Origin of the sequence: Haloarchaeobius sp. FL176 (genome assembly GCF_024609245.1) — an archaeon.
Lineage (GTDB): Archaea > Halobacteriota > Halobacteria > Halobacteriales > Natrialbaceae > Haloarchaeobius.
This window is the reverse complement of sequence record NZ_JANJYH010000003.1, coordinates 272,380-286,151: the sequence shown is the minus strand read 5'-3', so window position 1 is coordinate 286,151 and position 13,772 is coordinate 272,380. Positions and strand designations below refer to the sequence as shown.

Annotated in this window: 16 protein-coding genes; 6 read left to right on the top strand and 10 right to left on the bottom strand. The window is 68.5% G+C overall.

Going from position 1 to position 13,772, the window contains the following annotated elements:
• Nucleotides 1-78: 78 nt before the first annotated feature.
• The gene (locus NO978_RS07625; protein WP_257298953.1) at nucleotides 79-915 is read right to left on the bottom strand and encodes a universal stress protein; all 837 of its coding nucleotides are present in this window, start codon (nucleotides 913-915) and stop codon (nucleotides 79-81) included.
• A gap of 155 nt (nucleotides 916-1,070) precedes the next feature.
• Between NO978_RS07625 and NO978_RS07620 the strand changes: the two genes are divergently transcribed.
• From NO978_RS07620 to NO978_RS07600, 5 genes are all read left to right on the top strand, one after another.
• Nucleotides 1,071-2,480 carry a sodium:calcium antiporter gene (locus NO978_RS07620; RefSeq protein WP_257298952.1) on the top strand — a complete coding sequence of 470 codons (1,410 nt, stop codon included), beginning with the start codon at nucleotides 1,071-1,073 and terminating at the stop codon, nucleotides 2,478-2,480.
• A gap of 45 nt (nucleotides 2,481-2,525) precedes the next feature.
• On the top strand, nucleotides 2,526-3,845 hold the full coding sequence (locus NO978_RS07615; protein ID WP_257298951.1) for a D-aminoacyl-tRNA deacylase: 1,320 nt from the start codon (nucleotides 2,526-2,528) through the stop codon (nucleotides 3,843-3,845).
• Nucleotides 3,846-3,963: 118 nt separating this feature from the next.
• On the top strand, nucleotides 3,964-5,118 hold the full coding sequence (gene ftsZ / locus NO978_RS07610; protein WP_257298950.1) for a cell division protein FtsZ: 1,155 nt from the start codon (nucleotides 3,964-3,966) through the stop codon (nucleotides 5,116-5,118).
• Between the two features lie 66 nt (nucleotides 5,119-5,184).
• Nucleotides 5,185-5,352, top strand: coding sequence for a protein translocase SEC61 complex subunit gamma (locus NO978_RS07605; RefSeq protein WP_257298949.1), 168 nt, complete (start codon nucleotides 5,185-5,187; stop codon nucleotides 5,350-5,352).
• 3 nt (nucleotides 5,353-5,355) lie between these two features.
• Entirely contained in the window at nucleotides 5,356-5,793 is a 438-nt protein-coding gene (locus NO978_RS07600) for a transcription elongation factor Spt5 (protein WP_257298948.1), read from the top strand.
• Between the two features lie 443 nt (nucleotides 5,794-6,236).
• Here the strand turns inward: NO978_RS07600 and NO978_RS07595 are convergent, their stop codons facing one another.
• The 7 genes from NO978_RS07595 to trpC form a co-directional block, all read right to left on the bottom strand.
• Nucleotides 6,237-6,539 carry a C2H2-type zinc finger protein gene (locus NO978_RS07595; protein WP_257298947.1) on the bottom strand — a complete coding sequence of 101 codons (303 nt, stop codon included), beginning with the start codon at nucleotides 6,537-6,539 and terminating at the stop codon, nucleotides 6,237-6,239.
• 62 nt (nucleotides 6,540-6,601) lie between these two features.
• Nucleotides 6,602-7,120 (bottom strand): hypothetical protein, encoded by a 519-nt coding sequence (locus NO978_RS07590; RefSeq protein ID WP_257298946.1) that lies wholly within the window; start codon nucleotides 7,118-7,120, stop codon nucleotides 6,602-6,604.
• A 40-nt stretch (nucleotides 7,121-7,160) separates the two neighbouring features.
• Nucleotides 7,161-7,733 (bottom strand): SprT-like domain-containing protein, encoded by a 573-nt coding sequence (locus tag NO978_RS07585; protein ID WP_257298945.1) that lies wholly within the window; start codon nucleotides 7,731-7,733, stop codon nucleotides 7,161-7,163.
• 32 nt (nucleotides 7,734-7,765) lie between these two features.
• Nucleotides 7,766-8,563, bottom strand: coding sequence for a 2-amino-3,7-dideoxy-D-threo-hept-6-ulosonate synthase (locus NO978_RS07580; RefSeq protein ID WP_257298944.1), 798 nt, complete (start codon nucleotides 8,561-8,563; stop codon nucleotides 7,766-7,768).
• Nucleotides 8,564-8,590: 27 nt separating this feature from the next.
• Nucleotides 8,591-9,412 (bottom strand): tryptophan synthase subunit alpha, encoded by an 822-nt coding sequence (gene trpA / locus NO978_RS07575; RefSeq protein WP_257298943.1) that lies wholly within the window; start codon nucleotides 9,410-9,412, stop codon nucleotides 8,591-8,593.
• Entirely contained in the window at nucleotides 9,409-10,713 is a 1,305-nt protein-coding gene (gene trpB / locus NO978_RS07570) for a tryptophan synthase subunit beta (RefSeq protein WP_257298942.1), read from the bottom strand. Before trpB ends, trpA begins: the two co-directional genes overlap by 4 nt.
• The gene (trpC, locus tag NO978_RS07565) at nucleotides 10,710-11,462 is read right to left on the bottom strand and encodes an indole-3-glycerol phosphate synthase (protein ID WP_257298941.1); all 753 of its coding nucleotides are present in this window, start codon (nucleotides 11,460-11,462) and stop codon (nucleotides 10,710-10,712) included. Before trpC ends, trpB begins: the two co-directional genes overlap by 4 nt.
• A gap of 111 nt (nucleotides 11,463-11,573) precedes the next feature.
• On the opposite strand from trpC, the gene NO978_RS07560 reads away from it, so the two are divergent.
• Entirely contained in the window at nucleotides 11,574-12,053 is a 480-nt protein-coding gene (locus NO978_RS07560) for an MGMT family protein (RefSeq protein ID WP_257298940.1), read from the top strand.
• Here NO978_RS07560 and NO978_RS07555 read toward each other — a convergent pair.
• Both NO978_RS07555 and NO978_RS07550 read right to left on the bottom strand, forming a co-directional pair.
• Complete coding sequence (locus NO978_RS07555) at nucleotides 12,050-12,766, bottom strand: hypothetical protein (protein WP_257298939.1); 717 nt, start codon at nucleotides 12,764-12,766, stop codon at nucleotides 12,050-12,052. The genes NO978_RS07560 and NO978_RS07555 overlap by 4 nt on opposite strands.
• 52 nt (nucleotides 12,767-12,818) lie before the next feature.
• On the bottom strand, nucleotides 12,819-13,769 hold the full coding sequence (locus NO978_RS07550) for a CPBP family intramembrane glutamic endopeptidase (RefSeq protein ID WP_257298938.1): 951 nt from the start codon (nucleotides 13,767-13,769) through the stop codon (nucleotides 12,819-12,821).
• Between the last annotated feature and the right edge of the window lie 3 nt (nucleotides 13,770-13,772).

Here is a 13,772-nt window from a genome sequence, read left to right as displayed (position 1 = left end):
GGCGGCCGTGGGTGAAAAGTCGTCCGGGGCTGGAAGCGTTCGTGCGACGGTACCGGCCGGCGTCAGTGGCCAGCTGGCTCAGGGATGGACGACGAGGACGGGCTCGTCGATGGTGCGGAGCACGCGGTCGGTCGTGCTTCCGAGCAGCTGCCCGGTCAGGCTCGACTGACCGCTGGAACTCATGACGACGAGGTCGACCCCATTGTCCTCGACGTACTCCACGATGGCCTCGCTCGGGGTACCCGTCACGGCCGCGCGTTCGATCGACAGGCCGTCCCCGGCGCGGTCGGCACAGTCGTCGGCGAGCGCGTCCACGCCCTCGCGCTCCGCGTCGAGGAGCCGGTCGATGTACGCCTGGTCGACGCCGCCGGCGCTGAACGGGCCAGACTCGCGGACCACGTCGACGACGCCGAGGACGTGCAGCGTCGCGCCGTAGGTGCTGGCGAGGTCGGTCGCCGGGTCGGCGGCCGCGGCGGCGTCCTCGCTGCCGTCGGTGGGGAGGAGGATGTCGGTGTAGTCGTCGGCTGACTCGCCGCCGGCCGGGACGGTCAGGACGTGGCGGTCGGTGTTGCGGAGCACGCGCTCGGTGGTGCTCCCGAGGAGCCGCTCGCGGAAGCCCGAATGCCCGTGGCGGCCAACCACGATGGCGTCCGCGTCGACCTCGTCGGCGAGGGAGACGACGGACCGGGCAGGTCGGCCGGTCACGACGTGGGACGAGACCGTGACGCCGGCGTCCTCGCCGATGGCTTCGACGTCGGCGAGCACCTCCTCGGCATCGTCCTCGTCGAGTTCGTCGTGAGCCGCGGCGACGGCGTCGACCGTCGCGCCGTACGTCGCCGCTACTTCTACACCCACGCGGGCGGCCCGTGTCGCGCAGTCGCTACCGTCGACCGCGATGAGAAGTCGCTCGAACATGTCTCTGCTCGTGGATTCGAAGACTCGGTACAAAAGTGATGCGTCGCCGTCCCGTCGTTCGAGCGACTTCCTACCGTGAGGTGTGGAAACGACTGCCAGCGCGTTTTGCTCCTGAAACCACAAGCGTTACCTACGCAATAGTGAACCGTTGAGGTATGTTGAAGGACCGGATCCAGCATCCGCTGGCCGCCCTTGCCTTCGCCGCCCTGCTCACCGTTCCGTGGGTCGGAGTGGTGCTCCTCGGGGGGGCGAAGGCTGTTGGACTCTCTCACATCGGAACAGTCGCGGTGAGTGGACTCTCCGTCCTCGGTGCCTCGTTCATGCTCGCCTGGGGTGCGGAGACGGCCGAGAAGGACGTCCCCCGCGCGTTCGCCATCGCCGTGCTCGCCGTGCTGGCGGTCGCGCCCGAGTACGCGGTCGACGCGCTCTACGCTTTCGGTGCCGGCAACGGCGGCGCGACGGCCGAGGCGTGCGCACAGTTCTCCACCCAGCAGATCGAGGGTGCTGCCGACGGAAGCGTCGCCGCGGCCTGTCACGACGCGAACCTCGCCGTCGCGAACATGACTGGTGCGAACCGCATTCTCATCGGTCTGGGCTGGGCCGGTATCGCCCTGTTCACGGTCTACCGCGCCGGCAGCGGCAGTGATCCGGCCGTCCAGGAGGAGGACGGCTTCCTCGCAAACCACGTCAAGCTCGACCGCGACCTCGGACTGGAGATCGTCTTCCTGCTCGCGGCGACCCTCGTCGCGTTCTTCGTCCCGCTGAACGGCGGCATCGGCATCGCCGACACGCTCGTTCTCATCGCTATCTACATCGGCTACATCGCGATCATCATCCGCGGTGACGTCGAGGAGCACGAGGAACAGGTCGGTGTCCCGGCGTACCTGCAGCAACTTCCCTTCGCTTACCGGACGCTCTCCTCTATCACGTTGTTCCTCTACTCCGGTCTGATGATCTACACTGCCGTTCACCCCTTCGCACACGGGCTGGAGGAGATCGGGCTCTCGCTTGGCATCCCCGAGTTCTTCATGATCCAGTGGATTGCCCCACTGGCATCCGAGAGCCCGGAGCTCATCGTCGTCGCCTACCTCGTGAACAAGGCGCGCTCGACGGCGGGCTTCAACGCACTCATCTCCTCGAAGCTCAACCAGTGGACGCTGCTCATCGGGACGCTCGCGGTCGTCTACAGTCTCGCACTCGGCAGCGTCGGCACGCTCCCGTTCGACGAGAAACAGACCGCGGAGATCTGGATTACGGCGGCCCAGAGTCTCTTCGCCATCTCCATCATCACGAACTTCGATATCTCGGTGCGTGAGGCGGTGGTGTTGCTCCTGCTGTTCGCCTCGCAGGTGGTCATCGAGTTCGGAGCTATCGTGACGATGACCGAGAGCGGGGCGGAGGAGTTCAGCATCGCCATGCTCCACGTCTACACGGTGCTGTACGTCGCCATCTCGGTCGTCCTGTTCTACCGGCGGCGCGAGGCGCTCGTCGACATCTTCCAGACGACGGCTGCTACCGCCCGGGAGTCGGTGACCGGCACGACCCCGGCCGACCACTCGGACTGACCGGGACCCGACACCGACTTGTTCTCGCCCCCGTAACGCCGAGCCATGATCGGCATCGTCGTCAGCCGTGCGGACTCGGCCTCCGAGCACATCGGCGAGCACCTGCTCGACCTCGCCGACTGGGACACGACGGTCGACGATACCCGCGCCGACGCCGACGGCGGCGGGACGGTCCACCGCACGAACGGCTTCGAGCTCCGGACCTTCGACGAGCTGCACCTCCACCTCGACGGCGTCGCCGCGGCGTTCGACGACCCCGACCTGGTGCTGTTCGCGTCCCGACACTCGGGCGACACGGGGGCGTTGCTGACGGCCCATTTCACGGGGAACTTCGGCCCCGCCGAGTACGGCGGCGAAGACGACGCACTGGCGGCGGCCTGCCCGAACGCACAGGCGGCACTGCTGTCCGCGTTCGACCGGCACGCCCCCGACGGCTACGAGGTCGGCATGGAGTGTACCCACCACGGCCCGAGCGACGTCGGCGTCCCGTCGATGTTCGTCGAGCTCGGCAGCGGCGAGGCCGAGTGGGCTGACCCCGCGGGTGCTCGCGCGGTCGCCCGGGCAATCCTCGACATCGCGGGAGTCGACCCGACCTGCGAACGGACCGTCGTGGGCTTCGGTAGCGGCCACTACGTCCCGCGGTTCGAACGCGTCGTCCGCGAGACCGACTGGACCGTCGGGCACGTCGCCGGCGACTGGTCGCTCGACGCGATGGGCCACCCCGAGGAACACCGCGAGGTCGTCGACCGTGCGTTCACCGCCAGCGACACCTCGCTCGCGCTCGTCGAGGGCGATCGCCCCGCGCTCGTCGACACTATCGAGGATCTCGGCTACCGGGTCGTGAGCGAGACGTGGCTGCGCGAGGTCGACGACCGTGACCTCGACCGGGTCGCCGAGCTGGAGGAAACCATCACGAGTGTCGACGATGGCCTCCGGTTCGGGACGCAGTTCGCCGCCGACGACTGGTCCGTCCGGGAGCTGCCCGGGGACCTGGTCGCGGCTGCGCAGGCCATCGACCGCGAGACGACGTACGACCTCGTCGCGTCCCACGCGGTCGCGCTCGGGACCGAGAACGCCGGCAGCCGGGTCGGCAACCGGGCGGCGTTCCCGCCGGGTGAGTTCGACACCCTCGTCGACGACCTCTGTGAGCTGCTGGCCGAGAAGTACGAGACGGTCCGGCGGGAGGATGGCGCGGTCGTCGCGCAGGAACGAGCGTTCGACCCCGCGCTCGCCCACGAGGCGGGCGTGCCGGAGGGGCCGAAGTTCGGCAAGCTCGCCGGCGGACAGCCGGTCGAGGTCGAGGGCCGCACGGTCGAGCCCGGGGCGGTCCGGACCGAGCGAACCGACCGGTTCGAACTGGGATAATTTCACTGCAGAAGCCGACCGGGTAATCATTCGTTAGATGTTTCGGAAATTTCGTCAGACGGTCGTCAGACACCAGGGGAAAGGTAATTAACCTGCATAATATAAAGGAGGGCTAAGGATGGATTCGATCGTTGAAGACGCTATCGACGAGGCCGAGGGGGAGGCCGAGGCCCCCGACGAGGGTGGTCTCCCGGGAGCCACCCACCAGGAGGAACCGGCGCATCGAACGGGCAAGATGACCGACGACGAGCTGGAGGACGTACTCGAGGACCTCCAGACGAACATCACCGTGGTCGGCTGCGGTGGCGCCGGTGGCAACACCATCAACCGGATGCACGAGGAGGGCATCCACGGGGCGAAGCTCGTCGCCGCGAACACCGACGTCCAGCACCTCGTCGAGATCGACTCCGACGAGAAGATACTGATGGGCGAACAGAAGACGGGCGGGCGCGGCGCGGGCTCGCTTCCGCAGGTCGGCGAGGAGGCAGCCCTCGAATCGCAGGAGGAGATCTACGAATCAATCGAGGGCTCGGATATGGTGTTCGTCACGGCCGGCCTCGGCGGCGGCACGGGCACGGGCTCCGCGCCGGTCGTCGCCAAGGCCGCACGCGAGTCGGGCGCACTGACCATCGCCATCGTCACGACGCCGTTCACGGCGGAGGGCGAGGTTCGGCGGACGAACGCGGAAGCCGGCCTCGAACGGCTCCGCGACGTGAGCGACACGGTCATCGTCGTCCCGAACGACCGGCTGCTCGACTCCGTCGGCAAGCTCCCCGTCCGGCAGGCGTTCAAGGTGAGCGACGAGGTGCTCATGCGGTCCGTGAAAGGCATCACCGAGCTCATCACGAAGCCCGGCCTCGTCAACCTCGACTTCGCCGACGTTCGCACCGTCATGGAGCGCGGGGGCGTCGCGATGATCGGCCTCGGCGAGTCCGACTCCGACGCGAAATCAACCGACTCGGTGAAGGCCGCGCTCCGGTCGCCGCTGCTCGACGTCGACATCTCCGGTGCGTCCTCGGCGCTGGTCAACGTCACCGGCGGCTCGGACATGAGCATCGAGGAGGCCGAAGGCGTAGTCGAGGAGATCTACGACCGCATCGACCCCGACGCCCGCATCATCTGGGGCACGTCCATCGACGAGACGCTGGAGGGGAGCATGCGTACGATGATCGTCGTCACCGGCGTCGACTCGCCGCAGATCTACGGCCAGCCGGGCGACGAGACGGCCGACCCCGACCCCTCGGCCCAGCAGGACATCGACTTCGTCGAGTAATTCTCCGACCGCGGTTGGTTGGCTCGCATCAATAGATAGAAAAGCGCTGATACCGAATCGTCGCCCATGAACGTTCCAAAGGACCTCAACTCCTACGTGCGTGTGCTCAAGATGGCGAGCACACCATCGCGCGAGGAGTTCTCACAGATCGCCAAAATCGCCGGTGCAGGGATTCTGCTCGTCGGCGTTCTGGGCTTCACCATCGCACTCGTCATGGGGTTCCTCCCCGCCTGAACCATGCCCATCTACGCAGTCAAGACGACCGCGAGCCAGGAGCGAACGGTCGCCGACATGATAATGAATCGCGAGGAAGAGAGCATCCACGCAGCGCTCGCACCCGACTCGCTGACGAGCTACGTGATGGTCGAGGCGGAGGACTACAACATCATCGAGCGCGTACTCGACGACATCCCGCACGCCCGCAGCGTCATCCCCGGCGAGTCCGACATCACGGAGGTCGAGCACTTCCTCTCCCCGAAGCCGGACGTCGAGGGCATCGCGGAGGGCGACATCGTCGAGCTCATCGCCGGCCCGTTCAAGGGCGAGAAGGCGCAGGTCCAGCGCATCGACGAGGGCAAGGACCAGGTCACCGTCGAGCTGTACGAGGCGACGGTCCCGATTCCGGTCACCGTGCGCGGCGACCAGATCCGGGTGCTGGACTCCGAAGAGCGCTGACGCGCTCTTCGTGCTCCCGTTCGTTCGCTAACGCTCTCTCACGGGAACAGCGAGGAACGCTGAGCGCTAGCGACGTTCCTCGAAATGCGAACGGCGAGTGCCAGCGACCCGCGAACAGACTCCAAAGAGCGCTAGCGAAGCGTCCGTCTGAAAGCAAACGGCGGTCTCGCCGCCGTGAGCAGGCTCCGAACCGACGGTTTCGTGTCTCCGTCACGACGCTCGGCGGGCTGACAACAGAATCGTGCGGAGCGACGCAGCCACGCGAAAATGCCGGTTAGCGTGGTGTGCTGCGAATCCGGGGCAGACCGTCCCGACGTACTCGTCCGGATAGCCCAAGTCGCGTCTCCCCCTAGCCACGACTCAGGCACGTTGCCCGAGTAGGGGATAAGGAATAGAGGAACTACCTAACGAGGTAGGTATCGGATATCGCGGGACGTTGGCGGTCAGGACTGGATTGTCTCGCCGCCGAGCCGTTCGACGACCGTCTGGAGGTCGGCCTCTTCCTCGACGAGCTCCTTGATCTCCTCGCGCTCGCGGACCTCCTCGGAGCTCGCGCCGTAGGCCCGGACGTACTCGGCGCGGGAGTGCTCGTTGAACGCGTGCCGGATTGCGAGGTAGCCGTCGGGGACGACCACGCCACAGACCTGGCACTCGCTGCGCTCGTGGTCGGTGCTCTGGTGGACCACGAGGTCCTCGGGCGTGCCGAACCGCTCGCCGCAGCCGTCGATCCCGCATTCCCAGGGCATCGGTTGGCCGGATGTACGCGAGTCCGGTATTTTACTGTTGTCCCCTGGGCTCGTGGCGGTGCTCACGGGTCGTCGACGACGGTGACGGCGAGGCCCTCGGGAGCGTCGGCGTTCGGGTCGGTGACCGCGAGGAACAACGTGTGTATCTGGAGGTCGTCGGCGTAGCTGCCGTTGCTGGGCGGGAGCTGCGTCACGACGCGGAACCGCAGGCCGTCGCCGTCGCGCTCGACCCGGTCGAGTTCCAGGTACTTCGCCGACTGAGTCCCGTACTGGACGACGAGGAGGAACGACTCCTCGAAGTCGGTCTCGGCGAGGAAGTCGTCGGGGGCACGGTCGGATGCGATGGACGCGGTCGCGTCGTCCCGCTCGGTGAACAGCCGGTGGACCGTCTCGCGGTCGTAAATCCGCTTTCGTCGCTCGCGCGAGTCGGGGAGTACGTCACCGGGCACGTGTGCCTCCCGGACCGACATCCCCGACGGCAGCGACGGCGGGTTGTCGGGGGACGACGAGAGCGCGAAGCAGCCACCGAGGAGGGACGTGAGGGCGACACCGCTGCCCGCGAGGACCGTTCGACGGCGCATGTCAGACTGTACGCAGCCGGACAACATGTCGCTTGTCCCGTCACCAGTCGTCGTCGTCGAGCTCGGCCCGGACCCGCTCGTAGCCCGCGCCGTCATCCCACGTCCGACCCGAGTCTGCGTGCTCGACGACGTACCGGTCGCCGCAGTCACCACAGCGGTACCGGGCTGGCTCGGTGACGGTCTTCGAGGCGCGGTAGCGGCGGGCGGTCCAGTCGCAGCCCTCGGTACGGCACCGGAGGACGTACCGGGGGTCGGCGAACGGCTCGCAGTGCCGCGGCGCGTCGACGGCGTCGGCCTGCTCCCTGAAGCGGGGGCCATGTCCGGACTCGTCGAAGTGCTGGAACTCCCAGGCGTGGACGAGCTCGTGGCGGACCGTGTCAGCGACCTCGGCCCAGCCGTGGGTCAGATACGAGTGCCAGGAGAGGACGATGGTGACGCCCTCCTCGGGGTCGTAGCGGCAGGCGCCGGCCCGCCGGCGCGCGTGCTTCGAGATGTCCCAGTCGACCGCGTCGAGTGCCACGTCGATGTCGACCGTACTCGCGTAGGTGCGGGCCCACGCGAGCAGCTCTTCGGGGCTGTCGGGGTCCGGTGCGCCGGTGCTGTCGCTGGCCACGGTGGAGTCTCGGAGGAGCGGTGCAAAAGCGTTCAGGCTTCGACGACGAAACCGCCGCGTTCGAGCGCCTCGTCGACGCTCGCATCGTCGTGGACGATGGCCGAGACGGCGGTCGTGATGGCGGCCGGGTCCTCGTGCTGGAAGATGGACCGGCCCATCGAGACGCCGGCTGCGCCGCCGTCCATCGCGCCGCGGACCATCGCCACTGTCTCGCGGTCGCTGCCGCGTGCGCCGCCAGCGATGAGGACCGGGAGCCGGGTCGACTCGCAGACGTGCTCGAAGGACTCGCCGTCGCCGGAGTAGCCGGTCTTCACGAGGTCCGCGCCGAGCTCCTCGGCGAGGCGGACCGCGTGGCCGAGGGACTCGGGGTCGGTGCTGTCGACGCCGGGGCCGCGGGCGTACGCCATCGCGAGGACGGGGATGCCGAAGCGCGAGGCAGTCTCCGTGACAGCTGCGAGGTCCTCGATCTGCTCCGGCTCGTGGTCGCTGCCGACGTTGAGGTGGAGCGAGACGGCGTCTGCGCCGACCCGGATGGCCTCCTCGACGGTGCCGGTGAGGCGCTTGTCGTTCGTGTCCGGGCCGATGGCCGTCGAGGCGTTGAGGTGGACGATGTAGCCCGCGTCGTTCTTGTTGTCGTGGACTCGCGGTGCGATGCCCTTCTGCGTGAGGACGGCGTCCGCGCCGGCCCGCGTCACTGCGTCGATGGTCGATTCGATGTCCTTCAGCCCCTGTACCGCGCCGAGTGTGATACCGTGGTCCATCGGGACTATGAGGTAGTTCCCCGCTGTCCCGACGCGACCGAGGCGTGCGTGTGTTCCTGGTGTCGTCATTGGTTGTCAGTAGTTAGCATATCGCATTTATTGGCCTTCCGGTTTCGCCATATTTTCCGCCCCGGCTGCGACGCCCTCGCTGAGTTCGCGAGCCTTCGATTCGAGACGCTCGGGCACGTCGTCGCCCTCCGGGTCGCCGTGGTCGGCGACGATGTCGACGAGTGCACTGCCGACGATGACGCCGTCAGCACCGGCTTCGACGATGTGCCGCGCCTGGTCGCCACTCGACACGCCGAAGCCGACCGCCTTAGGAATGTCGTACTGACTGACCTTCGCCAGGGACGCCTCGGTCTGGTCGCTCACGTCGGCCTTCGCCCCGGTGACGCCGAGTCTCGCCTGCACGTAGAGGTAGCCGGAGGACAGCCCGGCCATCCGTTCGAGGCGCTCGCCCTCGGTCGTCGGCGCGACGATGAACACGAGGTCGAGCCCGTGGTCGTCGCAGGCCGTCCTGAGAGGCCCGGCCTCCTCGGCGGGCAGGTCAGGGATGACGAACCCCGAGATGCCGACCTCGGCGGCGCGCTCGACGAACGAGCCCGGGCCGTCGCTGTCTCCGTACTGGTAGAGCAGGTTGTAGTACGTCATGCAGACGACCGGTACGTCCACGTCGAGCGAGTCGACGAACTCGAAGTACTGTTCGGGTGTCGTCCCCGCCTCCAGCGCGCGGACGACGGAGCCCTGGATGGTCGGCCCCTCCGCGATTGGCTCCGAGAACGGCAGCCCGAGTTCGAGTACGTCCGCGCCGCCGCGGACGAGCGCCTGCACGTACTCGCGGGTGCGCTCGACGCTCGGGTCGCCGACACAGAGGTAGGGGACGAACGCCGGCTCGTCGAAGGCCTCGGCGAGGCTCATATTCCACCCTCCGTGTCGCCCGCCGCACGCTCGAAGATGTCCATGCTGGGGGCGTTCTCGAGCTCGCGTTGCTCCGTCTCCTCGATGACCGATTCGAGGTCCTTGTCCCCGCGCCCCGAGACGTTGATGACAGTCAGTTCACCCAGCTGCTCGGGGTTCGCCCGCGCGAACGCGATCGCGTGAGCCGACTCCAGCGCCGGGATGATGCCCTCCTCCTGAGAGAGCAGGTGGAACGCCTCCAGTGCCTCGTCGTCGTCGACGTTGACAGGTGTCACCCGCTCGGTGTCGACGAGGTGGGCCAGCTCCGGTCCGACACCGGCGTAGTCCAGCCCGGAGGAGACGCTGTGGCTCTCGACGACGTTGCCGTCCGAGTCCTGCAGCAGCTTCGTCCGCGCGCCGTGGAGCACGCCTTCGGTGCCGGTCGACAGGCTCGCCGAGTTCGGTGCGACGCCGGTCTCCTCGTCGACCGCGAGCGAGGAGCCACCGGCCTCGACGGCGAACAGGTCGACCGCCTCGTCGCCGACGAACTCGTGGAAGGTGCCCATGGTGTTCGAGCCGCCGCCGGCGCAGGCGACGACCGAGTCCGGAAGCCGCCCCGCCTGCTCCCGTATCTGCCCGCGAGCTTCCTCGCTGATGACCGACTGGAACGTGCGGACCATCTCGGGGAACGGGTGCGGCCCGACGACGCTCCCGATGACGTAGTGGGTGTCCTGGACGTTCGTCGCCCAGTCGCGCATCGTCTCGTTGATGGCCTCCTTCAGCGTGCCACGCCCGGCGGAGACGGGGTTCACCTCGCTCCCGTTCAGCCGCATCCGGAACACGTTGGGGCGCTGGCGCTGGATGTCGCGCGTGCCCATGTACACCTCGCAGGGCATGTCGAGGTGTGCGGCCGCCATCGCCGTCGCGGTGCCGTGCTGGCCCGCGCCGGTCTCGGCGACGATGCGCTCCTTGCCCATGTACTTCGCGAGGAGCACCTGTCCGAGCGCGTTGTTCAGCTTGTGCGCGCCGCCGTGGAGCAGGTCCTCCCGTTTGAGGTACACCTCGCGGTCGAGCCGGTCGCTCAGGCGGTCCGCACGCTGGAGCGGCGTCGGGCGACCGCCGAAGTCCCGCAGGCGGCGCCGGAACTCGTCCACGAAGCCGTCCTCCTTCTCGAGCACGTAGCGCTCGTATGCATCCTCCAGCTCCTGTACCGCGGGCATCAGGGCCTCGGGCACGTACTGGCCGCCGTAGCGGCCGAACGTCCCCGGGCGGTCCTCGTCCGTGGTGCCCGTCTCTCCATCCCGTCGTGTCTCGTGGCTCACGCGTACACCAACTCCTCGGTCGACTCTCGGGGCTCGCCGGCCATAATCGCACTGCCGACCAGCAGGCCGTCGGCGCCGGCGTCGCGCATCCGACGGGCGTCCGCGGGCGTCCCGATGCCGGACTCCGCGACGAGCGTCACGTCTTCGGGGGCCTGCGGTGCGACACGCTCGAACGTCGACAGGTCGACGGTCAGGCTGGCGAGGTCGCGGTTGTTCACGCCGACGAGTGTCGCGCCGGCCGCGAGCGCCGTCTCGAGTTCGGCCTCGCTGTGGACCTCGACGAGCGGCTCGAAGCCGCGCTCGCGTGCGGCAGCCACCATCTCGCCCACGTCGTCGACGAAGCGGGCAATGACCAGCGCCGCGTCGGCCGCGACGGCGTCGAGGTGGCCCGGTTCGAGCAGGAAGTCCTTGCGCAGCACGGGCACGTCGACGGCCCCGCGGATCCGTTCGAGGTTCTCGACGCTGCCGCCGAAGTGCTCGGGCTCGGTCAGCACCGAGAGCGCGGCCGCGCCGCCGTCGACCATCGCCCGCGCGAGGTCGACCGGGTCCTCGGTCCGTGTGCCCGCTGTCGTGGGACTCGTCGGTTTCACCTCCGCGATGAGCGGCACCCGTCCGTCCGCGTCGGCCGCCGCGAGCGCGTCGGAGAGCGACGCACCGTCGACGCTGACCCGGCTTTCGGACACCGGTCTCCGCGCCGCGGCGTCCAGAATGGAGCGGACAGCGGGGTCGAACTCCTCAGTAGCGTTCATTATCGTACATCAATGTGCTAATCTGTACATAAGGTTTGCGTCATCGACGGGCCGGCCAGGACTGCCGGCGGCACGCGAACCTTCAAGACCGTCTCCACCCTCGATGCCGGTATGGACGCTGACGACGACGGCGTCGCTGGAATCTACGCGCGACACTCGCCGTTCCTCGAGCGGGACGTACAGGTCGGAGTCGCGAGCGGCCGGGTCATCTCCGTCTCCTTCCCCAGGGATGCCGACGCCGACGCGGGTGCGGACCACCCGGTGCTCGACAGCATCGACGAGTACCTCGACGGCGTCACACCGGTCGCCTTCGACGACGTGGAAGCGGCGCTGACGCTGCCGACCGACCAGCGCACCGTCCTCGAAACACTGCGCGAGCAGGTCCCTTACGGCGAGGACGTCTCGGTCGCCCAGCTCGCACGGCTGACCCCCGGCCTCGACGGCGAGGACGACGACGATCTCATTCTCGTGCGCACTGCACTCGACGCCAACCCGGTGCCGCTGCTCGTGCCGGACCACCGCGTACGTGACGGCCCAAGCGCAGCCGAACCGCACGTCGAACAGAAGCTCCGGTCGATAGAGGGGCTCTAGTCGGACGTCACTGCCGTCGCGTCCCGTTCGGCCGTGCCGGTCCGGAACCCGAAGATACCGTTGTTCACCAGCACTGCGACCGCGACCACGAGCCACGAGCGCGTCAGTACGAACGCGACTCCCACGACGAGGTACGTCACAGAACTCCAGACGGCCGTTCCTGGCCCGTCGGACAGGCCCTTCGTTCCGGCGACGAGCGCCGTGAGGACGGCCAGCCCGAGCGCGACTGGGGTCCGCCCCGTCGTCAACCCGCCCACGACGAACACGACGTACAGCGTCGTGTCGGCCGTCGCGGAGAGCCACGACGCCGGCAGGTAGACTGCCCACTCAAGGGGTGAGTCGGGACGAAGCGTCGCCCACACAGCCGACGTTGCGTCCCAGCCGAACCGGTCGACGGCCGCACTCGATGCGACCGCCGCGAGAACGAGTCCGGCACCCGTCACGAGGCCCGCGACCGCGAACTTCGGGGTGATCGACTCGGGGCCCAGACCGACGGCGTCGGGGCTCGCTCCGACGAGGACGAACAGGAAAACCAGTGACACTGCCAGTCCGACCCCGCGGGCGACGAGGTGCTTCGCTGCCGTACGGAAGGTCCATCCCTCGACGTCGTAGGCGTCCGGGTTCACACGGTCTCGGACGAGGATAGCGGCCGTCGATGCCCCGTTGATGAGCAACGCGACCGCGCCGAGGACGAGTTCAGGGTGGTCGAACATGTCAGTCTTCTGTAGTCGTTCGGAGCCGAAATGCGTGCCGGGTTCGTCTCCGTCAGACCCACTCCACGCCCAGCCCCTCGTGCACGCCGAACTCCAGCGCGTTCACGAGGTAGTGCGCGACGACGACAGTGAGGAGGCTCCCCGTCAGCACGAACGCCGCCGCGAGCACGAAGCCGAGCGCACCGGTGACGGCGACGCCCGCCGGCCCCTGGAGGCCGTGGCCCGCGGCGAACAGCAACGAGGAGCCGGCGACGAGCAGCCAGGGCGAGACCCCGAAGCCGGCGGCGAGCACGCCGACTATCGCCGCCCGGAACAGCACCTCTTCGAAGACGGCGACGAGCGGAAGGACGAACCCCAGCAGCACCGCCCAGCCGCGGGCGTTGTCGGGTGCGAGCACGGCCCGGAGGCGCTCGTCGTACTCGATGCCCGCGCCCTCGGCGACGGCTGCGCCGAGCTCGTTGGCGACGTAGAGTGCGACACCGAGGCCGATGCCGAAGAGGAGCGGCACAGGGCCGAGCGCGGCCGGCGAGAGCCCCATCGCGGCCGCTGGGACGCCGGTGAGCACCGCGGCCCCGACGACCGCGACGAGGAACACGCCCTGCGTGATGGCGACGTTCGCGAGCAACATCCCCGTCGTCATCGTCGCGAGCGGGTCGGTCTCGTCGTCGTCGTCCTGCCACGGGGGGTAGTTCTCCGGCGGGCCGACAGCGCGGTCGAGTTCCGCCCCCGTCGTCCCGTCCCTCTCGACCGGCCGCTCGTGCTGGGCGTCGACTGCTGACGCGTCGTCCGCGGCGCCGGTGCTGGCGTCGGTCTGGGGCGCCGCCACTCCGCCCCCGGCCGACCCACCTGTCATCGCCTGCGTCGTCGAGTACGACAGCACGAGCATCAGCCCCGTGATCAGTGCAAGAGCGGCCGCGAACGACACCGCATCGAACGACGAGCCGGCGGCTGTGGACTGGAAGAACGGAAGAAGGCCGACGGCCGCTGCCGCCGGGGCGGACATCGG